We start from the raw sequence: 22,379 nt of genomic DNA, 5'->3' as shown, positions 1-22,379 counted from the left end.
CGGTGGGCCCTGCGGCTCCTTGCTGCGGGCGTCGTCACCCGGGTCCGTGCAGCACGCGCAGCGAGGCGTTGCTCAAGCCCCAGAGGAGCAGCAGGTAGATCGCCAGGTCGAACAGCGCGGGATGCCAGATCCAGCGGTAGGCACCGACCCAGGCCAGCAGCCGCCGCACGGCGGAGAGCGCGATCAGCGCGAGCGCCGCGAGCGGCATCAGCCACGGCAGGTAGAGGCCGAAGAAATCCACGGCGCCGGTCATGGCCGGTCCTCCTTGTCGTTGTCCACGGTGCGCGGCGGCAGCGCCGGCACGGGCGCATCCGGGAACAGGTTGCGACGCAGGCCCATCAGCGCGCCGGCCGCGGGATGTGCCTCGGCGGGCAGGTCGCCGGCGCCGGCGTAGGCCTCGAGCAATCCGGCGAGCGCGGCGTCCAGGCGCTCCAGCAGCGATGCCGGCGGTGCGTCGAACTCGTCGAGCGCGCCGGGACGGCCGTCGATGCGCGCGCGCAGCCAGTCGACGAGCGCGCTCAGCAGCGGCCCCAGCGGGCGCTGCGCCAAGGCCGGCAGTTGGCCGCGCACGCTTTGCAGCGCGACGAGGTCCGCGCCGATGCGCAGGTCGCGCAGCGCGTCGTCGGTGGGCACGCCCGGCACCGAGCCGCCCGACTGCGCGACGCGCGGCGCCAGCAGCGCGATGCGGTCGACCATGCGCAGCAGGTAGGCCTGCCCGCGGCCCGCCGGGCGCGGCAGGCGCGCGAGGTCGTCGAGCTCGCGCCAGGTCGCGCGCTGGATGCGGCGGGCGCTCCAGTCGGCGCCGACCGACCGCATCAGCCGCGTGACGCGCGCCGCGACGAAGATGCCGGCCAGCTGGCCCGACATCGAGTTCAGGTAGCTGGTGAGATCCGCCTGCGCGGTGTCGTGCATGACCAGGGTGCCCATGACGCCGAACAGGAAGGGCAGCGCCGCGCCGACGGTCGCCGGGCGGCCGATGAAGGCGCCCAGGAGGAGGAAGACCGGCGCGCACACCGCCATCAGCGTCCACATGTCCTGCACCAGCGGCAGCAGCACCAGCACGTAGAGCGCGCCGAAGGGCATCGACCAGAGCGTCCAGGCGAGGAAGCCGTTGATGGCCGGCACCGGGTCGTCCATGGACGCGAAGAAGCAGCAGAAGATCGCGGCCATCATCGCGGCCGCCGCGCCCATCGGCCAGCCGGTGAGGATCCAGAAGGCGCAGCACACGAGGATCGCGATCAGCGCGGCCGCGCCGGACCACAACGCCATGCCCAGGTCCAGGTGCAGCTTGGGCCCGTCCGGCGCGGGCACGGGCCGCGCGGGCACCGGTGCACCGGACAGGCCGCGGTCGATGTCGGCGCGCAGGTGGACGCAGTGCAGCCAGCCGTCGAGCAGCTCGCCGAGCCGCTGCGCCAGCGCGACGCGGAGCAGCCGCGCCCAGGGATCGCCGGCCAGGCGGTCGCGCGCGTCCGCGCCGGTCAGCGCGTCGAGCTGCGCTCGCAACGCGGGCAAGCGCGCCTCGGCCTGATCGGCGGGCAGCGTCAGCCAGGGACTGAGGCGATCCAGCAGCGCGCGCACGTCGTCCGGCAGGCCGCCATGCGCTTCGAGCGCCCGCAGACGATCCTCCACGCCGGCCAGCAGCGGCGTCAGCGCGGCCACGTGGTCCTGCATCGCATGCACCGCGTCGGCGGTCCAGCGCAGGTGGCTGGTGTCGAAGGGGATGTGGGTCGACAGCACCCGCAGCTGGGAGATGTCGCCGGCGACACGGCGCCGGTCGGCGCCGCCATCGCGGCGCGCGGCGATGTCGGTCAGCCAGGCGCGGGTGTCGCCCAGCGTGCGATCCAGCAGCCCCAGCACCGAGCCCGCCAGGCTGTTGGGCAGCACCAGGCTGTGTACCAGCGTGGCCGAGAGCACGCCCAGGCCGATCTCCTCGAGGCGGGCGACGGCGGTGTCGAAGATCGTCAGCGGCGTGTCCACCGCCGGGAAGCCGATCAGCGCCACGGTGTAGCCCGCCAGCATGAAGGCATAGGCGCGCGGCGTGCGGTCGCGCAGCGACAGCACCAGGCAGCCCGCCACCCACAGCGCCAGGGCCAGGCTCAGCAGTTCAGGCGCATTGGCCAGGCTCGGGACCAGCAGCACCGCGGCCATGCCGCCGACCAGCGTGCCCGCGACGCGGAACACACCCTTGGAGCGCACCGCGCCCGCCATCGGGTGGGCCACGATGTAGGCCGTCATCAGCGCCCAGAACGGCCGCGGCTGGCCGGCCCAGCTCGCCAGGAAGACCGCCAGCATCGCCGCGGCGAAGGCCTTGATCGAGAAGATCCATTCGGCGCGCGTGAAGCGGGGCCGCAGCGCGGCCGGCAGCTTCGGCGGCGCGGGTAGCCGGATCGCCGGCAGCCGCAGCGTAGGCAGCCGCAGCGTGGGTAGCCGCAGCGTGGGCAGCCGGATCGCGGGAAAGGAGAGGGCGGGGAACTTCATGGTCGGTGAGGCGCGACGGGCACCCTCACTTGCGCCGCGGCGGCACGGCCGGCGTCGGCGCGCCGACGCGCTCCGCCAGCGTGGAGAAGACGCGCAGCGCGGCCTCGACGTCGGCGTCCGCGATGCCTTCGTAGAGCTCATTGCGCAGGTCGCGCAGCGTGACCTCGATCTGCTCGCAGGCGTCCGCGCCCAGCGCCGTCAGGTGCAGCGTCCTGGCGCGACGGTCGTCGGGATCCTCGTGGCGCTCGATGTAGCCGCCGGTGATCAACTGGTCCACCGAGCGCGTCAGCGACGGCCCCTCGATGCCCAGCAGCGTCGCCAGTTCGCCCTGGCGCATGCCGTCGCCCTGACGGCCGATCATCACCAGCGGCCAGGCCAGCGCCTGCGACAGGCCCACGTGCGCCATCGCCAGGTTGGCGCGGGCGCGGTACGCCCGCTCCAGCACCGGCAGCATCATCCCGACCGTCATCAGCGCCGCTTCCCGCGCGGTGCGCGTCAGCGAGCGGGCCGGCTTGTCCTTGGAGGTGTTCATGCCGGCGAGTTTAAATAGTTAGCTTGCTATCTATTTCGGTGGGGTTATTGGGCGAATGGCGGAAGCCGGGAGCGGCTGGCAGGACGAGGCACCGTCTCGAGGCAGAAAGCAGAACGGCCGGTCTTGTCGACCGGCCGTTGTTATTTCGCGTCGCGGGCTGTCAAGCCCATGTCGCGGGTTCGGGGCTCATCGGCCCCGGGGATCAGTCCTTGTCCTTCATCTGGAGCATGCGGTTGGTGCGCAGCGCCACCAGGGTGACGATCGCGCCCGACAGCAGGTAGGCGGTCACCGCCCACAGGCCGAACTTCGCCGACAGCCCCAGCGCCACCAGCGGGGCGAAGGCCGCGCCGATGATCCAGGCCAGGTCGGAGGTCAGCGCCGCGCCGGTGTAGCGGAAGTGGGGCAGGAAGTTGGACGTCACCGCCCCCGAGGACTGGCCGTAGGACAGGCCCAGCAGCACGAAGCCGACCAGGATGAAAATGTTCTGGCCCATCGCGCCGCTGTCCAGGAGGATGGGCGTGAACAGGCTGAAGATCCCGATCGTCGTGGCCAGGGTGCCCAGCGTGCTGCGCCGGCCGATGCGGTCCGCGATCATCCCGGAGATCGGCATCGCCGCCGCCGCCAGCAGCGCCCCGATGACCTGCACGGTCAGGAACTGGGTGACGTTCTGGTCACCGTACAGCAGCACCCAGGACAGCGGGAACACGGTGACGATGTGGAACAGCGCATAGCTGGCCAGCGCCGCGAACGCGCCGATGAACAGCGTGGTGCCCTGCTGGGCGAACAGCTCGTCGGTGTCGCAGGGGTCGAGCTCATGCTCCTCCATGTTCTTCTCGTACTCGTGCGTCACCACCAGGCGCAGCCGCGCGAACAGCGCCACGACGTTGATCGCGAAGGCCGCGAAGAAGGGATAGCGCCAGCCCCAGCTCAGGAAGTCGATCGGATCCAGGCTGCTCCACAGGTAGGCATAGAGCGCGGCCGCGATCAGGAAGCCGATCGGCGCGCCGAGCTGCCCCAGCATCGCGTACCAGCCGCGGCGGCCTTCCGGCGCGTTCAGCGCCAGCAGCGAGGGCAGGCCGTCCCAGGACCCGCCCAGTGCCAGGCCTTGTCCGATCCGGCAGGCGGCCAGCAGGGCGATGGCCGCACCGCCCCAGGTGTTGAAGCCGGGCAGCACCGCGATCGTGCAGGTGGAGATGCCCAGCAGGAACAGCGCCACCGTCAGCTTCACGCTGCGGCCGAAGCGCCGCTGGATGTCCATCCCCACCAGCGTGCCGATCGGCCGCACCACGAAGGCCAGCGCCAGCAGCGCGAAGGCGTACAGCGTGCCCTCCAGCCGCTCCATGTGGGGGAAGAAGATGGACGGGAAGACCAGCACCGAGGCGATCCCGTAGACGAAGAAGTCGAAGTACTCGGACGCCCGCCCGATCACCACGCCGACGGCGATGTCGCCGGGGGCGATCGCGTCCTGCTCCTCCTGCGTGGCGACCCCGCTGCCTCGCGGCAGCGGCTGGCCCACGGTCGAGAGGTGTTGCCCGGCTGTCGAAAGGGTGCTGCTGTTCATACGTCTCCTACCTGGGACAAAATGTCCAATAGTTGGTTTGAGTCAATCGGGCAAAATCTGCGCCCGGCGTGCAACGGTCGACAAGTGTCGTTTTCCCCTTTATCGCTTTCCCTCCAGAGGAAACCCCAGGTTTCGGACGGCGGGAACCCACTGCCAGGTGCGGTGGTCAAAGGGGGCTCCGCGTGAACTACGCCTGCTGGTCTGCTGAAGTCCCATGTACCTCAAAGCCTCTCCAAAAACAAGTCTCGCCCGCCCACTCGCCCGTCTCGGGCTGCTGGCCCTGGCGCTGCCCCTGTCCGCCTGCAACATGGTCGTGATGAAGCCATCCGGCGACATCGCGAACCAGCAGGCGCAGCTCATCGTCGCCTCGACGCTGCTGATGCTGTTGATCATCGTCCCGGTGATCATCCTGACGCTGGTCTTCGCGTTCCGCTACCGGGCGTCCAACACGCAGGCGACCTACTCGCCGGAGTGGGACCACTCGACGCGCCTGGAGCTGATCATCTGGGGCGCGCCGCTGCTGATCATCATCGCGCTGGGCGCGATGACCTGGATCAGCACCCACAAGCTCGATCCCTTCCGCCCGCTTGAGCGGCTGGACGCGCAGCGTCCGGTCCCCGCCGGCGTGCAGCCGCTGACCGTCGAGGTCGTGGCGCTGGACTGGAAGTGGCTGTTCATCTATCCCGAGCAGGGCATCGCCACCGTCAACGAACTGGCCGCGCCGGTGGATCGCCCGATCCACTTCAAGATCAGCTCGTCGACCGTGATGAACGCGTTCTACGTGCCCGCCATGGCCGGCATGATCTACGCGATGCCCGGCATGCAGAGCCAGCTGCACGCGGTGATCAACAAGCCCGGCGTGTATGACGGCTTCTCGGCCAACTTCAGCGGCGATGGCTTCTCGCACATGCGCTTCAAGTTCCACGGCCTGTCCAACGACGAGTTCTCCGCCTGGGTCGAGCGCAACAAGGCCGACGGCGTCGCGCTGACCAAGGAGCTGTACCTGGACCTGGAGAAGCCGTCCGAGCGCCAGCCGGTGCGCCGCTTCGCCAGCGTCGCGCCGGGCCTGTTCGACGCGGTCGTGAACCGCTGCGTCGACGGCACCAAGATGTGCATGGGCCAGATGATGGCCATCGACGCCGCGGGCGGCGGCGGCAAGGGCGCGATCGACGGCCTGGCCAGCAAGCCCTGGAGCAACGAGCAGAAGCGGATCTTCGTGGCCGCGCTGTGCACGCCTGACAACGCGGGGCAGTACGCGTCGCAATGGCAGGCCTCGGCCACCCGTAATTGATTGGCGTCCCCCGGCGCGACCGCGATGAATCGCCGCGCCGGGACCGCAAGCACTACCGAGATCCAAGATGATTGACGCTCAAAAGCTCATCTTCGGACGCCTCAGCCTAGAGGCGCTTCCGCTCCACGAGCCGATCCTGGTCGGCACCTTCGCGATGGTCGTCCTGGGCGGCCTCTTCGTCCTCGCGATGATGACGAAGTACAAGCTCTGGGGCCCCTTCTGGCGGGACTGGGTGACCAGCATCGACCACAAGAAGATCGGCATCATGTACATCGTGCTGGGCCTGGTCATGCTGCTGCGTGGCTTCGCCGACGCGCTCATGATGCGCGCCCAGCAGGCGATCGCCTTCGGCGACCAGCTCGGCTTCCTCCCGCCGCACCACTACGACCAGGTCTTCACCGCCCACGGCGTGATCATGATCTTCTTCGTGGCGATGCCGCTGATCACCGGCTTCATGAACTACGTGGTGCCGCTGCAGATCGGCGCCCGTGACGTGGCCTTCCCCTTCCTGAACAACTTCAGTTTCTGGATGACCACCGGCGGCGCCGTGCTGGTCATGATGTCGCTGTTCATCGGCGAATTCGCGCGCACCGGCTGGCTGGCGTATCCGCCGCTGTCGGGCCTGCTCGCGAGTCCGGGCGTGGGGGTGGACTACTACATCTGGTCGCTGCAGGTGGCCGGGGTGGGGACGACGCTCTCGGGCATCAACCTGATCGCCACCATCATCAAGATGCGGGCGCCGGGCATGACCATGATGAAGATGCCGGTCTTCACCTGGACCTCGCTGTGCTCGAACATCCTGATCGTGGCCTCGTTCCCGATCCTGACCGCGGCCCTGGCGCTGCTGTCGCTGGACCGTTACGCCGGCACCAACTTCTTCACGACGGACCTGGGCGGCAACGCCATGATGTACGTCAACCTGATCTGGATCTGGGGCCACCCCGAGGTCTACATCCTGGTGCTGCCGGCCTTCGGCATCTTCTCGGAGGTCGTTTCGACCTTCAGCCAGAAGAAGCTGTTCGGCTACGCCTCGATGGTCTACGCGACGGTCGTGATCACGATCCTGTCCTACCTCGTGTGGCTGCACCACTTCTTCACGATGGGCTCGGGCGCCAGCGTCAACTCGTTCTTCGGCATCACGACGATGATCATCTCGATCCCGACGGGCGCGAAGATCTTCAACTGGCTGTTCACGATGTACCGCGGTCGCATCAAGTTCGAGGTCCCGATGTACTGGACCGTGGGCTTCATGGTCACCTTCGTGATCGGCGGCATGACGGGCGTGCTGCTGGCGGTGCCGCCGGCCGACTTCGTGCTGCACAACTCGCTGTTCCTGATCGCGCACTTCCACAACGTGATCATCGGCGGCGTGCTGTTCGGCCTGCTGGCGGGCATCTCGTACTGGTTCCCCAAGGCCTTCGGCTTCAAGCTGGACCCGTTCTGGGGCAAGGCCTCGTTCTGGTTCTGGCAGATCGGCTTCTTCGTCGCCTTCATGCCGCTGTACGTGCTGGGCCTGATGGGCGTGACGCGCCGCATGAGCCACTTCGACGATCCCTCGCTGCAGATCTGGTTCCAGGTCGCCGCCTTCGGCGCGCTGCTGATCGCCGCCGGCATCGGCTGCTTCCTGATCCAGCTGGTGGTGTCCTTCCTCAAGCGCGAGCAGCTGCGTGACGTCGACGGCGACCCGTGGAACGGCCGCACGCTGGAGTGGTCGACCTCGTCGCCCCCGCCGCAGTACAACTTCGCGTTCACGCCGGTGGTCCACGACCACGACGCCTGGCACGACATGAAGACCCGCGGCCACCAGCGCCCGGTCGGCGGCTTCAAGGAGATCCACATGCCGAAGAACACCGGCGCGGGCGTGATCCTGGCCGGCCTGTCGACGCTGTTCGGTTTCGCCCTGATCTGGCACATGTGGCTGGTGGCGGGTGTCGCCTTCGCGGTGACCGTGATCGCCGCGATCGTCCACACCTTCAACTACAAGCGCGACTACTACATCCCCGCCGATGAAGTGGCCAGCACGGAGGACGCCCGCACGAAGGTGCTGGCCGCCCAGGCCTGATTCCGCAGCGAGCGATATCCAACATGCAAGCAACGACCATGACGAACAACACCGGCGCGCCGGTGTTCTACGACAACGGCGACCACCATCCGCAGCACGGCACGCTCCTCGGGTTCTGGATCTACCTGATGAGCGACTGCCTGATCTTCGCGGTGCTGTTCGCGACGTATGCGGTCCTGGGCCGCAGCTACGCCGCCGGCCCGTCGGGCGCCGACCTCTTCGACCTGCCGCTGGTGGCGCTCAACACCGGCTTCCTGCTGCTCTCGTCGATCACCTATGGCTTCGCCATGATCAAGATGCTGGGCAACAAGAAGTCCGGCACGCTGGCCTGGCTGGCGATCACCGGCGTGCTGGGCCTGTGCTTCCTGGCGGTGGAGCTCTATGAGTTCGCGCACCTGATCCATGAAGGCGCGGGTCCGCAGCGCAGCGCGTTCCTGTCCTCGTTCTTCACGCTGGTGGGCACCCACGGCCTGCACGTCACCTTCGGCTGCATCTGGCTGGTGACGCTGATGGTCCAGGTGTCCAGGTTCGGCCTGACCAAGGAGAACAAGCGCCGCCTGATCTGCCTGTCGATGTTCTGGCACTTCCTGGACGTGATCTGGATCGGTGTCTTCACCTTCGTTTACCTGATGGGAGTGCTGCCGTGAGCGCCGACCACAACCACAAGCATGACTCGCACGGCCACGACCAGGGCCACGGCGGTCACGACCATGACCACGACGACGTCGGCTACCACGCCACCGTCAAGGGCTACCTGATCGGCTTCCTGCTGTCGGTGATCCTGACGGCCATCCCCTTCTTCCTGGTGATGACCAAGTCGATCGCCTCGTCGCAGGCGATGGGCATCGTGCTGCTGATCTTCGCGGCGGTGCAGATCGTCGTGCACATGGTCTATTTCCTGCACATGAACTCGAAGGTCGAAGGCGGCTGGTCGATGCTGTCGCTGATCTTCACGATTGCCGTCGTGGTGATCATGCTGGCCGGCTCGATCTGGGTGATGTTCCACCTGAACAGCAACATGATGCCGGTCCACGACATGCGCAACATGCCCTGATGACCACCGTTCATCCGGAACCGCCGCGGCCGCGCCGCAGCACCGCCTTCTGGGCGCTGCTGCTGGGCGCGGCCCTTTTGTTTGCGGCCTTCCTCGCGCTGGGCGCCTGGCAGCTGCAGCGGCTGGCGTGGAAGGAGGACCTGATCGCGCGGCTGGACAAGCGCCTGGCCGCCGAGCCGGAACGCGCGCCCGGCGCCGACCGCTGGGACGCGATCACGAAGGCCGGCGACGAGTACCGCAAGGTCGTGCTCAACGGCACTTTCGACCACTCGCGCGAGACCCTGGTCGGCGCGAGCACCGAGCTGGGCACCGGCTACTGGGTGCTGACGCCGCTGCGCACCGTGCGCGGCGACTGGGTGCTGATCAACCGCGGCTTCGTGCCACCGGAATTCAAGACGCGCGCGTCGCGCACCGCGTCGGAGACGCAGGGCGAGGACCGCGTCGTCGGGCTGCTGCGGCTGAGCGAGCCCGGCGGCAGCCTGTTGCGCAAGAACGATCCGGCGCAGGAGCGCTGGTACTCGCGCGACGTCGAGGCGATCGCCCAGGCGCGCCGGATCGTCGAGGGGCCCGTGGCGCCGTACTTCGTCGACGCCGCCGCGGCGGACGACCGCACGCGCTGGCCGCGCGGCGGGCTGACGGTGGTGCGCTTCAACAACCATCACCTGCAGTACGCGCTGACCTGGTTCGCGATGGCGGCGATGACCGCCGGCATCGGCATCTGGCTGTGGCGGGTCGAGCGCCGCCGCGCGCTCGGCTTGGACGCGGCCGCGGACTGAGGCCGCGACCATGCCGCTGAGCCGTCCCGATCCGGACGACGACCACCCCGACGACAGTCGCTACCTGGACGGCGCCGCCGGGGCGCTGGGCATCGAGGAATCCTCCGGCGAGGGCCGTGCGCTGCAGGCCGGCCGCAACAACCTGCAGCAGCTGGTGCAGCTGCGCTGGCTGGCGGCGGCGGGGCAGTTCGGCACCGTGCTCTCGGTGCACCACGCCTTGCACATCCGGCTGCCGATGCCGGAGATGCTGACGCTGCTGGCGGTGCTGGTGCTCTTCAACCTGGCCTGCTGGCTGCGCACCCGCTGGGTGCCCAGCGTGCGCAACGCCGAGCTCTTCGCCGGCCTGCTCGTCGACATCGCGGTGCTGAGCGGCCAGCTCTACTACAGCGGTGGCGTCACCAACCCCTTCATCTTCCTGTTCCTGCTGCAGATCGCGGTGGGTGCGGTGCTGCTGCCCTCGCGCTACATCTGGTTCACCGTCGCGGTGACGGGGGGCTGCTTCGTCGCGCTGACGCAGTGGCACCTGCCGCTGCTGGTGCCCGACATGGAAGGGCTGTCGCTGCCGACGCACTACATCGGCGGCCTGCTGATCTGCTTCGCGATCAACGCCTCGCTGCTGGTGATCTTCATCCAGCGCATCGGGCGCAACCTGCGCCAGCGCGACGCGCGCCTGGCCGACCTGCGCCAGCGCGCGGCCGAGGAGGAGCACATCGTGCGCATGGGCCTGCTGGCCTCGGGCGCCGCGCATGAGCTCGGCACGCCGCTGGCGACGCTGTCGGTGATCCTCGGGGACTGGTCGCGGATGGCGCCCTTCGCCGGCGATCCCGAGCTGCGCGAGGAGATCGAGGAGATGCAGGTCCAGTTGCGGCGCTGCAAGGCGATCGTCAGCGGGATCCTGATGTCGGCGGGCGAGCTGCGCGGCGAGGCGCCGGTGGTGACGACGCTGCAGGCCTTCCTCGACGACCTGGTGACGCACTGGCGCGCGACGCGGCCGCACCATGGCCTGGACTACCTGCCGGACGCCGGCCTGCCGAAGGTGCGCATCGTGTCGGACGTCGGTCTCAAGCAGATGATCGACAACGTGCTCGACAACGCGCTCGAGGCCGCGCCGGGCCAGCCGGTGTCGCTGCGCGCGCTGGTCGAGGACGGTCAGCTGGTGCTGCGCGTCACCGATCGCGGCGCTGGTTTCCTGCCGGAGATGCTGGAGCGTTTCGGCAAGCCGTATCAATCGAGCAAGGGCCGGGCGGGCGGCGGGCTGGGGCTGTTCCTGGCGCTGAACGTCGTGCGCTCGCTGGGCGGGCGCCTGCAGGCGCGCAACCGGCTGGCGGAGGAGGGCGGCGGCGCGGAGGTCGAGATCCGCATGCCCCTGTCCGCGCTCGAGCCTCTAGGACTGCCTGACAATGCCGCTCATGACGCCGGATGACCTTGCCGCCGATACCGACCGCCTGCTGTTGATCGTCGAGGACGACGACGCCTTCGCGCGCACGCTGTCGCGTTCGTTCGAGCGCCGCGGCTACCAGGTGCTGCGGGCGACGACGGTGGAGCAGGTGCAGAAGCTGCTGGCCGAGCGAGGCCCCGAGGAAGCGCCGGAGTACGCGGTCGTCGATCTGAAGCTCGCCGGGGGGGGCTCCGGGCTGGCCTGCGTGCAGACGCTGCACGAGCACGATGCCGAGATGGTGATCGTGGTGCTGACCGGCTACGCGAGCATCGCCACGGCGGTGGAGGCGATCAAGCTGGGCGCGCGGCACTACCTGGCCAAGCCGGCGAACACCGATGACATCGAGGCCGCCTTCGCGCGCGCCCAGGGCGATGCCGAGGTCGAGGTCACCGAGCGCGCGACCACCTCCATCAAGACGCTGGAGTGGGAGCACATCCACGAGACGCTGGCGGCGACGGACTTCAACATCTCGGAGACCGCGCGGCGGCTGGGCATGCACCGGCGCACGCTGGCGAGGAAGCTGGAGAAGCAGCGGGTGAAGTGAGGCGCCCGCCGCTCGTTTCGAGCGCTGCGCAGCGGCCTTATCCTGATCGTGTCGCGGCACAACGATACGAAAGGAAGATCGATGAAACCCTCGCAGGCGCTCGCCCTGAAACGTGACCTGATCGGCTCGATCGTGGCGCGTTATCCCACAACGAACTTGCGAGTCTTCGGATCCGCGCTGCATGGGCGGGATCGCGAGGGCAGCGACCTGGACCTGCTCGTCGACGCCTTGCCGAGCGCCACCCTGATCGACCTCAGCGGTCTTCATCTGGAGCTGGAGGACCTGCTTGGAGTTCCCGTGCATCTGCTCACACCGGGGGACCTCTCTTCGAAGTTCCGTGGTGAGGTGCTTGCTGAAGCGCGTCCGGTATGAATGTGAGTTTCGACATCAACCTTGATGTGGTGTGGCGGACGGTGAAGGTCTGGGTCCCTGAACTCCTGGCGAAGCTGCCTGCCGTGCGGGCGGCCGCGGTTGCAGCGATGGGCAGGGCGGATTCGCCATGAGAAAGGGGCCGCAAGGGCCCCTGATCGCCCACGAGCGCAGCCCGCTCAGTACGTGCGGGTCGCCGCCGGCGCGCGCACCACGCGGGCCTTGCCGCCGGTGGTGACGATGATCACCGGCTCGCCGGAGACCCAGTTCTCGTTGCCCTGCGCCTGGACGATCGCGCGGCGCTCGCCGTTGCGCAGCTGCAGCAGGATCTCGACCGCCTGTTCCTTGGTCACGCCGCGCTCGACCGCATTGCCGAGCGCCGCGCCGGCCACCGCGCCGAGCACGCCGACGATCACGCCCTCGCGGCTGCCACCGACGCTGCCGCCGGCCACGCCGCCGACGACCGCACCCGTCACCGCGCCGGCGCCGCTCTGCGAACCGTCCACCGTCACCGGCCGCACGGACAGCACCGTCGCATCCTGCACCTGCGACAGACGCTGCGCGTCACCGCGCTGGATCACGTCCGGGTTCGTCGTCGAACAGGCGGCCAGGGCGGCCACCAGGGTGGCAATCAGCAGCTTCTTCATCTCGTCTCTCCAAATCGATGTGCCGGCCAACGACGACCGGTGACATTCCGTTGACCGCGCAACAAGTCTTTACCTCGGCGCCCTCGGGCTTCGCGCGCAGCAATGGCGCGTGGGTCCACTCTACCGGTGCCGCCTTTGAAGGCTCTTAAGCGCGGCATAACACCAGCATCGTCAGCGCGGGAAAGGCACTCCGCCGCTCACGACCGCCCATGGCCGAAGACCGCGGGACCCCGTCGATCGCCGTCCATCACCGCCCCGCCCGCGTCACGATGCGTACAGCCGCGACGACCTGGGCACGCTCGCCAGCAGGAACTCCATCTGGTCGGCCAGGATGCGCCGGCCGCGCAGGATCATGTCCTCGTGCAGGCTGGGCACGTAAGGCAGGTAGAGCAGCGCCATGCGCGCCTCCTCGGGCGTGCGGTTGCCCTTGCGGCCATTGCAGGCGCGGCAGGCGGTGATGCAGTTCATCCACGAATCCCGCCCGTTGCGGGACACCGGCTGGATGTGCTCGCGGGTCAGCAGGTCGGCGTGGAAGCGGTGGCCGCAGTAGGCGCAGACATGCCGGTCACGCGCGAACAGCTTGAAATTGGACAGCGCCGGCGCCTGGCGCCAGGCGCGGCTGGGAATGGCGCCGCGCACGGCCACGATCGGGTGCAGCTCGATGCGGGATTGCAGGCCGGACAGCCGCTGGTAGCCACCGCGCAGCACGTGGAAGGGCTCGCCCAGCGTCCACGCGATCGCGTCGCTGGCATAGAGCACCGCTGCTTCCTTGGTCGAGATCCAGGCCTGCGGGCGGCCCGAGATGTCCAGCTGCAGAACGTCCACGGTCGTTGACCTCCAGCGACAAAGGGTAATCCAGTCGCAGGGGGCAACTCAAGTGCCGGACGCGCAGGGAAGCGCCGCCAGGAACGATATTCAGGCTGTTCGCCCAACATAGGCGCCCGATTGCCGAGGTTCAAGGCGCCGACCGACCTCGATCGAGGGGCTCGTCCGGGCCAGGCGCCGCGTCGCACCGTGGTCAAACGGTGCGCAGCGTCCTCACGGCAGGCGGCCGAGCGCGCGCAGCTCCGCGAGCGTGACCAGTCCCCCCGCCGACAGCGCGTCGTCAGGCAGCTGCGCACGGCCCAGGCGCAACGCCGGTCCCTGGAGCTCGGCGCGGTCGGCCAGTGGCGGGGCGTCCTCGCCGTCGATCTGGGCGATGCAGAGGCGGCCGCCGTCCGAGGTGCCGAGCCAGCCCACCAGGTCGCCACCATCCAGGCCGGTGATCAAGCGCGCCGCCAGCGGTTGCAGCGCCTCGGCGCTGCCGGCGAGCACATGCACGACGAGGTCGGAGCCGTCCCGCACCGCCAGCCGCACCATCTGGTCGAGGCGCTCGTGCAGGGCCGCCGCGTCGACGGGGCGCGGCGGCGGCACCTCCGGCTGTCCGGTCAGCTGCCGCAGCATGAGCTCGAGCTCCTCCGCCTTGTCGAAGAAGCCGTCGGCGCCGGCGGCCAGCACCGCGGCGCGATAGGCCTCGGTCTGGTGGGACAGCACATGCACCTGGCCGCGGTAGCCCTGCTTGCGCAGCGCCTTGAGCACCGCGATGCCCGAGCCGCCCTGCGCGAGCGACAGGTCCAGCAGCACCGCGTCCGGCTGCAGGTAGCCGATCAGCGTCAGCGCGGTCGCCTCGTCGGCCGCCTCGCCGACGACGCGCAGCCCGGGCACCGTGTCGAGCCGCTGCAGCAGCTGCCGGCGGATGGTGAAGGAGTCCTCGACGAGGACCACGGTCAATGGTGTCGCATTCGCTTGCATCGTGCTGTCGCGTTTCCCTCGTGTTTCCCTCGTCAGGGAGTGTCAATCGTCCAAGGGGTCGAGGTCGCCCCAGCTGGTGCGGCTGATCGCGCGTTTCACCTCGTCCATGAAATGGCCCCGCGGCCCGGCCGGCGTGCGCGCGCCCGGCGGCGCCGGCACCGGCGCGCCGCCGGCCGCGGCCGCGGCGGCCGTCTCGCGGTTGACGGTGGCGCGCTGCACATGGCGGTTGAGCAGCTCGCGGTCGCGCGGCGTCAGCTGCGACGCCGCCACCACGATCACCGGGATCGCCGCGGTCAGCGGATCGCGCTGCAGCGCCTCGACGACGCCGATGCCGTCGACCTCCGCCATCAGCAGGTCCAGCACGATCAGGTCGGGCACGTGGCGCCGGGCCAGCTCGATGCCTTCCTTGCCGCCGGTGGCGCGCAGCACCGAGAAGCCGGGCTGCGACAGGTGGGCGCTCAGCGACTGCAGGTCGCCGGGCGCGTCGCTGATCGCCAGCACCAGGAACTTGCGCGTCGCGGTCGGCTTGAAGCCGAGCATCTCCAGCTCCTTGCTCAGCGCCTTGCGCGACACCGGCTTGTGCAGCACCGCGGAGGCGCCCAGCGACAGCGCCACCTCCTGCCCCGCGTCCACCGACACGACGACCACCGGGATGTGTGCCCACCCCGGCAGGTTCTTCAGCCGCGACAGCAGCTCCCAGCCGTCCAGTCCGGGCAGGTTCACCTCCAGCGTGATCAGCTCGGGCCGCAGGTGCGGGGCGAGCTCCAGCGCCGCCTCGGCCGAGGCGACGTGCCGCACCCGGAAGCCCGCCGCCTTGAGCTGCGTCTGCATCAGCGCCGCGGCCTGCTCGTTGTGCTCGATCACGAGCGCCAGCGGACGCTCGCCGGTCTCGTCGGGCAGGATGACGTCGGGGATCACCGGCTCGCGCCACGGCAGCCAGCACGTGAAGCAGCTGCCCTTGTCGGGCTGGCTGCTCACCGCCACCGCGCCGTCGTGCAGCTGCACCAGGCGCGCCACCGTCGCCAGGCCCAGGCCGGTGCCCTCCACCTTGTGGGTCAGCACGTTGCGGATCTGGTTGAAGGGCTGGAACAGCTTGTCCAGGCCGTCCGGCGGGATGCCGATGCCGTTGTCGGTGACGCTGATCTGGACGAACTCGGCGTGCTCGCTGTCGGGCAGCTCGGAGCGCCGCCCGTTGGGGAAGCCCGGCAGCGCCTCGCGCGCCCGCGCCCGGGGCACCCGCCGCGCCTCGAGCCGGATGCTGCCGCCCTTGGGCGTGAACTTGGCCGCGTTGGACAGCAGGTTGTAGATGATCTGCCGCAGCCGGCGGCGGTCCACGCACAGCCGCTGGTGGCCGCCGACGCCGAAGAAGCTCATCTCGATGCGGTTGAGCCGGGCCCGTTCCTGCACGATCGCGAGCGCGTCGCGCAGCAGCTCGTCGAGCTCGACCGGCTCGATGTCCAGGTCGACGCGGCCGGCCTCGATCTTGGCCATGTCCAGCAGGTCGTTGACCAGCGAGAGCAGGTGCTGCCCGGCGTTGTGGATGTGGCCGCAGAACTCGGCCTGGCGATCGCTGACCGGGCCGGCCGCGCCGTCGCGCATCAGCTGGGCGAAACCGATCACCGCGTTCAGCGGCGTGCGCAGCTCGTGCGACATCGTCGACAGGAAGGCGGTCTTGGCGCTGCTGGCGCGGCTGAGCTCGGCATTGAGCTGCTCCAGCGCGTCGTTGCGCTGCTGCAGCGCGGCCAGCAGCTCGGCGCGGCTGTCCGCCAGCTCGCGCGCGGCGCGCGCCTCGGCCGCTTCCATCGCGCTGTTGTGCAGCTCGGCGTGGACGCGCCGGGCCTCGTCCTCGAACTGCTTGCGACGCAGCTGCGCGCGCAGCCGGGCCTTGAGCAGCTCGACCTCGCCGTTGGCCTTGACGACGTAATCGTCGGCGCCGGCCTCCAGGCCGGCCAGCATCGACGCGCGGCCCTCGAAGGCGGTGAGCAGCAGCACCGGGATGTCGCGCAGCGACGGCGCCGACTTGATGCGCCGGCAGGTCTCCAGCCCGCCGATGCCCGGCATCTGCACGTCCAGCAGCACCGCGTCCACCGCCTGCACCGCGAGCAGCTCCAGCGCCTGCTCGCCGCTGGCCGCGGCGATGACGTCGTAGCCGTCGTCGCGCAGCAGCGCGCCGAGCTCGGCCAGCACGTTGGCGCTGTCGTCGACCAGCAGCAGCCGCTTGGGCCCGAGCAGGCTGGCGCCCTGCTCGGGCAGGCTGGCCTTGGCGCTGCGCAGCATCGCGGCCACGCGCGCCAGGATCAGGTCGACGTCGTCCTGCTTGCGGGCGAAGGCGTCGGCGCCGGCCTCCAGCGCGCGCAGCTCGGCCTCGGGCCCCTCGTCGGCGGTCAGCAGCAGGCAGGGCGTGTGGCGCAGCGCCGGATCCAGGCGCAGCCGGCGGATCACCGCCGCGCCGTCGATGCCGGGCATGTGCTGGTCGACGATCACCGCGTTGGGCCGCAGCGCGGCGGCCTGGCGCAGGCCCTCCTCGCCGTGCGCGGCGGTGTGGATGTCGTAGCCGTGCGGCTCCAGCGCGTCGCGCAGCGCCTCGCGGAAGGTCTCGCTGTCGTCGATCAGCAGCACCGAGGCCGGTTGCGGCATGGGCGTCGCCTGGCGGGCCTGGCGCTGGCGGACCAGCTCGCGCGCCCGGTCGATGACGTAGAGGCGGTCATAGGGCTTGCCGACGTATTCGTCGGCGCCATGGGCCAGGCCGCGCAGCCGGTCGCTGGCCTGCGAGGCGTTGGACAGGATCAGCACGACGCAGTCGCCGCCCTGCGGCGCGGCGCGCAGCTCGGGCAGCCAGGCGGCGCCGTCGCCGTCGGGCAGCAGGTTGTCCAGCAGCACCAGCGCGGGCACGCCCTGGGCCAGCGCGGCGCGGGCCTGGGCCAGCGTGGCGCACTCGACGCAGTCGAAGCCGGCGTCCTCGAGCGCCTCGCGCAGGTCCATCCGCACCGTGAGGCTGTCCTCGACGATGAAGGTTCTCTTGTTCATTTGTGGGCTCCTCCCCAGGCCATGCCGCTCAATCCCATCAGGGCGGGGCCGATGTCGGACAGCGGCAGGATGCGCTCGGCGGCGCCCAACTGGGCGGCTTCGCGCGGCATGCCGTAGACCATGGAACTGGCTTCGTCCTGCGCCAGCGTCGCGCCTCCCGCGCGGCGGATCTCGAGCAGGCCCTGCGCGCCGTCGCGGCCCATGCCGGTCAGCAGCGCGGCGGCGGTGCCCGGGCCGTTCTCGGCGGCCAGCGATTCGAACAGCACGTCCACCGACGGCCGGCACGAGTGGCGCGGCGGCGCGTGGCTGAGTTCGAGCACGCCGGCGCGCAGCACCAGGTGGACGTCGGGCGGCGCCAGCACCACCTGGCCGGCCAGGTCGCGCAGGCGCTCGCCGCCCTGGGCGTAGCGCACGCGATGCGGCGTCTGCGCGTCCAGCCATTCGGCGAAGCCGCGGCTGAACACCGCATTGATGTGCATCACGATCAGCACCGGCAGCGGCGCCGGCGCCGGCATCGACTGCAGCACCTTCATCAGCGCGCCCGGGCCGCCGGTCGACGCGCCCAGTGCGAGCAGCGCGCGCGCCGGCGCCGGTGCCTGGGCGGCCGGCCCGGCGACGGGGCGCCCGCCCAGGCGAGCGCGCACATGGGTGATGACGCGGATCCGCGCCACCAGCCGCAGCAGCGTCACGTAGCGGCGCTCCCACTCGCCCGCGGGCGCGTTCGCGTCCGGCTTCTCCAGCACTTCGACGGCGCCGGCGGCCAGCGCCTCGTAGGTGCGCAGCAGCTCGCCGCGATTGGTCGACGACGAGACGATGAGGATAGGCGTCGGGCAGTGGGCCATGATGGCCTCGGTCGCCGCCTGGCCGTCCATGCCGGGCAGCATCATGTCCATCGACACGACGTCCGGCCGCAGCCGCTGGCACAGCGCCACGGCCTGCGCGCCGTCGTGGGCCTCGCCGACGACCTCGATGTCGCCGTGCGCGGCGAGCACCTCGCGGATGTGCGCCAGCACCGTGATCGAGTCATCCACGACCAGCACCCGCAGCGGCCGGGCCGGTCCGGGGGCGGCCAGCGGCGCTGCGCCGCCCAGTCCGCCGATGCCGCCACCGCCGCCAACGCCTCCTGATGCGCTCATGCGGCGGGCTCCTCGACGGCCGCGTCGTCGTCGACCGTGCCGGCCGAGCGCGCCATCAGCTGCGCGACCTGCGCCAGGAACTCGTTCTGGGCGAACTCGCCCTTGACGATGTAGCCGTCGGCGCCCACCGCCTTGCCACGGGCCAGGTCCTCGGGCGCGTTGCGCGAGGTCACCAGCACCGCCGGGATGTGGCGCAGCGCCGCGTCGCCGCGGATGCGGGCGACGAACTCGAAGCCGTCCATGCCCGGCATCTCCACGTCCACCAGGATGAGCGCGTAGCGCTCGCGCTGCGCCGCCTCCAGGCCGTCCTCGGCGGACGCGGCCATGTGCACGCGGTAGCCGGCGGCCTCGAGGATGCTCTGCTCGAGCATGCGGGTGGTCAGCGAATCGTCGATGACCAGGATGGTGCCGGTGCGCGGCGGCGCCGGGACCGGTCGTGGCCGCGCCTGGCGCGCCGCGGCGATCAGGCCCTCGGCGGCCAGCACCGGCACCGGCTGCTGGGCCGCGTCCAGCGCCAGGCCGGCGATCAGGGGCGACGGCGGCAGCAGCGCCGGCGGCGGCCGCAGCACGACGCTGGTGACGCCGTCCAGCGCGTCCACGCCCAGCGCCGCGCGCTGTCCGCCGGCGCGCAGCACCAGCGCCGAGCGCGGCGCCGCCGCGGTGGCCTGGCCCGGCTGCAAGGCGTCGGCCAGCGGGAGGTGAGGCAGCAGCTCGTCGCCGACGATCAGGTGCGCGCCGTTGAGCACCGGCCGTTGCAGCACGCACTCGACCGCGTCCAGCGGCACCCAGGCGGCGACCGTGCCGGCGCTCACGCGGATCGCGCGCAGCGCGGCCAGCTGCAGCGGCACGCAGAGCTCGACGGTCGTGCCTTCGCCGCGCCGGCTGCTCAGGGTCAGGCGTCCGCCGAGGCGGTCGGCCGTGTCGCGCACCAGGTCCATGCCGACGCCGCGGCCGGCCAGCGCGTCCACGCGCCGCGCGGTGCTGAGGCCGCCGCGCAGCAGGCGCTCGATCAGCGCGGCGTCATCGAGCCGCGCCGCGCCGGGGATGCCCTTGTCGATGGCGGTGCGCCGCACCGCCTCGAGGTCGAGCCCGGCCCCGTCGTCGGCGCAGCAGAACAGCACCTCGCGGCCGCGGCGCTCGATCCGCAACTCGATCCGGCCCTGCGGCGGCTTGCCGGCGGCGATGCGCTCGGCCGGCGGCTCGATGCCGTGCGCGACGGCGTTGCGCACCATCTGCACCAGCGCGCCGGAGACGGCGTTCAGCAGCGCCGCTTCCAGCTTGACGTCGCCGCCGTGGCCGGTGAGCCGGGCCTGCTTGTCCTGGGAGCGCGCGGCGTCGCGCGCGGTCCGCTGCAGCGGCGCGAAGAGCTGCGCGGCGGGCAGCAGCCGCAGCTGCTCGGCGCCATCGCGCAGCGCGACCAGCTCGCGCGCGAGCTGGCGCGCGCCGCGCTCGATCTGGTCCTCGAGCCGCGCCAGCGGGCCGGCCAGGGCCTCCTGCTGGCCCTGCAGGCCGGCACGCAGCTCGCGCAGCAGCGCCGCGGCGCGCTCGATCGGCGCGAGGTGCCCCTGCGTGCGCGCGATGTCGGCGAGCAGGCCGTCCAGCTCCTCGGGCATCAACTGGGGAATGGTCAGCATGGCGCCGATCGGATCCGGGTCCGCGGCGTCGGCCGGGTCGGCGGCGCCGGCATCACCGGGCAGGCCCGCGAGGCCCGTGAGGCCGGCGTCGACGGCGCTCGCGCCGGCCTCGGCGGAGGGGTCGGGGACGCGCTCATACGTCGCGGCCGCCGAACCCGAACCAGTGCCAGTGCCAGTGCTCGCGGCCCGGGGCGGCGTCGGCGCGCCGGCCGCCGCCGGGGCGTCCAGCGCGGTGATCGCGTCGCCGGCGGCGTCGATCAGCGCCAGCAGCGCGTCGAGGTCGGTGCGGCCGGGGGCCTCGGCACGGTCGCGCAACGGCGTCAGCAGGTCCTCGATCGCGTGCGCCTGCGCCGCGATGCCGGGCTGTCGCACCACGCTGGCGGCGCCCTTGAGCGTGTGGGCCAGTCGCAGCAAACGCGGCGGCAGGTCGGGCGCCGGCGCCTGCTCGGCGGCGAGCACGGCCTCGCTCATCTGCCGCAGCAGATCACGGGCTTCGATGCGGAAGAAGCGGTAAGGGTCCTTGGCCACGGCGCGCGGGGTGTCCGGTTCTTGAAGGGGTCGGGCTCAGGTCGGCTGGGCCTGCACCAGGCGCAGCAGGTCGCGGGACATCTCCGCCAGCTCGGTGGCCGTCTGCGAGGTCTGGCCGGAGCTGGCCTCGGTCTCCCGCGAGGCCTGCGCGGTGTTGGACAGCGCGACATTGAGCTGCTCGACCGCGGTGGCCTGCTGCTTGGTGGACAGCTCGATCTCGCGCGCCGCGTCGGTCGTGGTCACGACCTGGCCGGCGATCTTGGCGAAGGTGGCGGCCACGTCGTCGAACTGGCGCGCGCCAGCGTCGACCGCCTTGGAGCCGGTCTCCGTCGCCATCACCGTGGTGTTGACCGCGCCGCGCACGTCGTCGATCTGCAGGCGGATCTCCTTGGTCGAGGCGGTCATGCGGTCGGCCAGCTTGCGGATCTCGTCCGCGACGACGCTGAAGCGCCGGCCCGCGTCGCCGGCCACGGTGGCCTCGATGGTGGCGTTGATCGCCAGGATGTTGGTCTGCTCGGCCAGCTCGCCGACCAGGTCCATCACCACCCCGATCTGCTGCGACTTGCGGCCCAGGTCCAGCATGTGGTCGACCACCAGGTCGATCTGCCGGCGCATCGCGGCGATGGTCTCGCGCGCCGCCTGCAGGGTGCCGTCGCCGCCACGGGCCAGTCCGGCCGTCTGCTCGGCGATGACCACGACGCGCTGCGCGCTGTCGGCGATCTGGCGCGAGGTGGCCAGCAGCTCGGAGATGGTGGTGGAGATCTCCGTCATCGAGGTGGCCGTCTCGCGGGCGCCGGCGGCCTGCTGGTTCGCGGCCGCCTGCAGCTCCGCCGAGGAACGCTGCACATGCTTGACCGCCGTGCCCACCTGGCCGCTGAGCGCGCGGTTCAGCGTCAGCGCCGCCGCCAGCACCAGCAGTGCGCCGGCGACGGTGCCCCAGACGATGGCCATGCGCACGCTGGCGGCGGCCGACTCGACCTCCTGCGCGCGCTGGCGCAGCAGGTCGTTCTCCTCCTCCTCCATCTGGGAGATCACGCCGCGCAGTTCATCCATGCGGCGCTTGCCCTCGCCCAGGCCCTGGACGCGCATGGCCGCCTCGGTGGTGGACGTGCGGCGCGACTCGATGCGCTCCTTGTGCAGCTGCATCAGGCCCTCGATCATGGCCGTGGCCTGGTTCAGCCGGGCCTGCTGCGCGGGGTTGTCGCGGATGAGCGGCTTGAGTTCGGCCAGCTGCCGCGGCAGGTTGGCCACGGCATGCCGGTAGGGGTCGAGGTAGGGTTCCTCGCCGCTCAGCAGGTAGCCGCGCTGGCCGGTCTCCGCGTCCTTCATCAGGCTCATCAGCCCCTCGACGTGGGTCAGCGCCGCATGGGTGCGGGTGACCTGGTAGCTGGTCTGCGTCATCAGCTCGACGCCGCGATAAGCCACGGTCCCGATGAGCAGCAGCAGCGCGAAGGACAGCGCGAAACCCATCGACAGCTTTCTTCCGAAGGTCCACATGGCACGGTGCTCCC

At 70.8% G+C, this 22,379-nt stretch carries 19 protein-coding genes; 8 read left to right on the top strand and 11 right to left on the bottom strand.

Annotated elements, in window-relative coordinates; genetic code table 11:
- Positions 1 to 34: 34 nt before the first annotated feature.
- The 4 genes from FHT38_RS17295 to FHT38_RS17280 form a co-directional block, all read right to left on the bottom strand.
- The gene (locus tag FHT38_RS17295) at positions 35 to 253 is read right to left on the bottom strand and encodes a DUF1656 domain-containing protein (RefSeq protein WP_091726238.1); all 219 of its coding nucleotides are present in this window, start codon (positions 251 to 253) and stop codon (positions 35 to 37) included.
- A complete protein-coding gene (locus FHT38_RS17290) occupies positions 250 to 2,478 on the bottom strand; it encodes an FUSC family protein (protein WP_183492671.1) in 2,229 nt (742 codons plus the stop codon). The genes FHT38_RS17295 and FHT38_RS17290 overlap by 4 nt, the downstream gene beginning before the upstream one ends.
- Before the next feature lie 25 nt (positions 2,479 to 2,503).
- Positions 2,504 to 3,010: a MarR family winged helix-turn-helix transcriptional regulator gene (locus FHT38_RS17285; RefSeq protein ID WP_255488841.1), complete on the bottom strand. Its 507-nt coding sequence runs from the start codon at positions 3,008 to 3,010 to the stop codon at positions 2,504 to 2,506.
- A gap of 202 nt (positions 3,011 to 3,212) precedes the next feature.
- On the bottom strand, positions 3,213 to 4,571 hold the full coding sequence (locus tag FHT38_RS17280; protein WP_091726230.1) for an MFS transporter: 1,359 nt from the start codon (positions 4,569 to 4,571) through the stop codon (positions 3,213 to 3,215).
- 214 nt (positions 4,572 to 4,785) lie between these two features.
- On the opposite strand from FHT38_RS17280, the gene cyoA reads away from it, so the two are divergent.
- The 8 genes from cyoA (at position 4,786) to FHT38_RS17240 (ending at position 12,108) form a co-directional block, all read left to right on the top strand.
- Positions 4,786 to 5,862, top strand: coding sequence for a ubiquinol oxidase subunit II (cyoA, locus tag FHT38_RS17275; RefSeq protein WP_183482017.1), 1,077 nt, complete (start codon positions 4,786 to 4,788; stop codon positions 5,860 to 5,862).
- Positions 5,863 to 5,929: 67 nt separating this feature from the next.
- The gene (gene cyoB / locus FHT38_RS17270) at positions 5,930 to 7,924 is read left to right on the top strand and encodes a cytochrome o ubiquinol oxidase subunit I (protein ID WP_147241098.1); all 1,995 of its coding nucleotides are present in this window, start codon (positions 5,930 to 5,932) and stop codon (positions 7,922 to 7,924) included.
- A gap of 38 nt (positions 7,925 to 7,962) precedes the next feature.
- Positions 7,963 to 8,571 carry a cytochrome o ubiquinol oxidase subunit III gene (gene cyoC, locus FHT38_RS17265; RefSeq protein WP_147241099.1) on the top strand — a complete coding sequence of 203 codons (609 nt, stop codon included), beginning with the start codon at positions 7,963 to 7,965 and terminating at the stop codon, positions 8,569 to 8,571.
- Positions 8,568 to 8,978, top strand: a complete 411-nt coding sequence (cyoD, locus tag FHT38_RS17260; protein WP_091726214.1) for a cytochrome o ubiquinol oxidase subunit IV — start codon at positions 8,568 to 8,570, stop codon at positions 8,976 to 8,978. The genes cyoC and cyoD overlap by 4 nt, the downstream gene beginning before the upstream one ends.
- The gene (locus FHT38_RS17255) at positions 8,978 to 9,754 is read left to right on the top strand and encodes an SURF1 family protein (RefSeq protein ID WP_183492670.1); all 777 of its coding nucleotides are present in this window, start codon (positions 8,978 to 8,980) and stop codon (positions 9,752 to 9,754) included. The genes cyoD and FHT38_RS17255 overlap by 1 nt, the downstream gene beginning before the upstream one ends.
- A gap of 10 nt (positions 9,755 to 9,764) precedes the next feature.
- Positions 9,765 to 11,177: an ATP-binding protein gene (locus FHT38_RS17250; RefSeq protein WP_183492669.1), complete on the top strand. Its 1,413-nt coding sequence runs from the start codon at positions 9,765 to 9,767 to the stop codon at positions 11,175 to 11,177.
- A complete protein-coding gene (locus FHT38_RS17245; protein ID WP_091731416.1) occupies positions 11,164 to 11,736 on the top strand; it encodes a response regulator transcription factor in 573 nt (190 codons plus the stop codon). The genes FHT38_RS17250 and FHT38_RS17245 overlap by 14 nt, the downstream gene beginning before the upstream one ends.
- 81 nt (positions 11,737 to 11,817) lie before the next feature.
- Positions 11,818 to 12,108 (top strand): nucleotidyltransferase family protein, encoded by a 291-nt coding sequence (locus FHT38_RS17240; protein WP_183492668.1) that lies wholly within the window; start codon positions 11,818 to 11,820, stop codon positions 12,106 to 12,108.
- A gap of 176 nt (positions 12,109 to 12,284) precedes the next feature.
- Here the strand turns inward: FHT38_RS17240 and FHT38_RS17235 are convergent, their stop codons facing one another.
- The 7 genes from FHT38_RS17235 to FHT38_RS17205 form a co-directional block, all read right to left on the bottom strand.
- Positions 12,285 to 12,752 (bottom strand): glycine zipper 2TM domain-containing protein, encoded by a 468-nt coding sequence (locus FHT38_RS17235; protein ID WP_091726202.1) that lies wholly within the window; start codon positions 12,750 to 12,752, stop codon positions 12,285 to 12,287.
- Between the two features lie 264 nt (positions 12,753 to 13,016).
- Positions 13,017 to 13,577, bottom strand: coding sequence for an HNH endonuclease (locus tag FHT38_RS17230; protein ID WP_091726197.1), 561 nt, complete (start codon positions 13,575 to 13,577; stop codon positions 13,017 to 13,019).
- 213 nt (positions 13,578 to 13,790) lie between these two features.
- Positions 13,791 to 14,516 carry a response regulator transcription factor gene (locus FHT38_RS17225; protein WP_310737428.1) on the bottom strand — a complete coding sequence of 242 codons (726 nt, stop codon included), beginning with the start codon at positions 14,514 to 14,516 and terminating at the stop codon, positions 13,791 to 13,793.
- Between the two features lie 69 nt (positions 14,517 to 14,585).
- Positions 14,586 to 17,570 carry a response regulator gene (locus tag FHT38_RS17220; protein ID WP_183492666.1) on the bottom strand — a complete coding sequence of 995 codons (2,985 nt, stop codon included), beginning with the start codon at positions 17,568 to 17,570 and terminating at the stop codon, positions 14,586 to 14,588.
- Positions 17,567 to 18,706: a chemotaxis-specific protein-glutamate methyltransferase CheB gene (cheB, locus tag FHT38_RS17215; RefSeq protein ID WP_183492665.1), complete on the bottom strand. Its 1,140-nt coding sequence runs from the start codon at positions 18,704 to 18,706 to the stop codon at positions 17,567 to 17,569. The genes FHT38_RS17220 and cheB overlap by 4 nt, the downstream gene beginning before the upstream one ends.
- Complete coding sequence (locus tag FHT38_RS17210) at positions 18,703 to 20,868, bottom strand: response regulator (RefSeq protein WP_183492664.1); 2,166 nt, start codon at positions 20,866 to 20,868, stop codon at positions 18,703 to 18,705. The genes cheB and FHT38_RS17210 overlap by 4 nt, the downstream gene beginning before the upstream one ends.
- A gap of 36 nt (positions 20,869 to 20,904) precedes the next feature.
- Entirely contained in the window at positions 20,905 to 22,365 is a 1,461-nt protein-coding gene (locus FHT38_RS17205) for a CHASE3 domain-containing protein (protein WP_183492663.1), read from the bottom strand.
- Between the last annotated feature and the right edge of the window lie 14 nt (positions 22,366 to 22,379).

It is taken from the genome of Mitsuaria sp. BK041, from assembly GCF_014193085.1.
Taxonomy (GTDB): Bacteria; Pseudomonadota; Gammaproteobacteria; order Burkholderiales; family Burkholderiaceae_C; genus Roseateles.
This window is presented reverse-complemented; position numbering and strand designations above follow the sequence as displayed.

Coding starts and splice junctions, on each gene's coding strand:
- cyoC (WP_147241099.1), top strand. CDS start 7,963: ATGACGAACAACACCGGCGCGCCGGTGTTCTACGACAACGGCGACCAC.
- FHT38_RS17250 (WP_183492669.1), top strand. CDS start 9,765: ATGCCGCTGAGCCGTCCCGATCCGGACGACGACCACCCCGACGACAGT.
- FHT38_RS17235 (WP_091726202.1), bottom strand. CDS start 12,752: ATGAAGAAGCTGCTGATTGCCACCCTGGTGGCCGCCCTGGCCGCCTGT.
- cyoA (WP_183482017.1), top strand. CDS start 4,786: ATGTACCTCAAAGCCTCTCCAAAAACAAGTCTCGCCCGCCCACTCGCC.
- FHT38_RS17255 (WP_183492670.1), top strand. CDS start 8,978: ATGACCACCGTTCATCCGGAACCGCCGCGGCCGCGCCGCAGCACCGCC.
- FHT38_RS17245 (WP_091731416.1), top strand. CDS start 11,164: ATGACGCCGGATGACCTTGCCGCCGATACCGACCGCCTGCTGTTGATC.
- FHT38_RS17280 (WP_091726230.1), bottom strand. CDS start 4,571: ATGAACAGCAGCACCCTTTCGACAGCCGGGCAACACCTCTCGACCGTG.
- FHT38_RS17295 (WP_091726238.1), bottom strand. CDS start 253: ATGACCGGCGCCGTGGATTTCTTCGGCCTCTACCTGCCGTGGCTGATG.
- FHT38_RS17285 (WP_255488841.1), bottom strand. CDS start 3,010: ATGAACACCTCCAAGGACAAGCCGGCCCGCTCGCTGACGCGCACCGCG.
- FHT38_RS17205 (WP_183492663.1), bottom strand. CDS start 22,365: ATGTGGACCTTCGGAAGAAAGCTGTCGATGGGTTTCGCGCTGTCCTTC.
- FHT38_RS17290 (WP_183492671.1), bottom strand. CDS start 2,478: ATGAAGTTCCCCGCCCTCTCCTTTCCCGCGATCCGGCTGCCCACGCTG.
- FHT38_RS17220 (WP_183492666.1), bottom strand. CDS start 17,570: ATGAACAAGAGAACCTTCATCGTCGAGGACAGCCTCACGGTGCGGATG.
- cyoB (WP_147241098.1), top strand. CDS start 5,930: ATGATTGACGCTCAAAAGCTCATCTTCGGACGCCTCAGCCTAGAGGCG.
- FHT38_RS17240 (WP_183492668.1), top strand. CDS start 11,818: ATGAAACCCTCGCAGGCGCTCGCCCTGAAACGTGACCTGATCGGCTCG.
- cheB (WP_183492665.1), bottom strand. CDS start 18,706: ATGAGCGCATCAGGAGGCGTTGGCGGCGGTGGCGGCATCGGCGGACTG.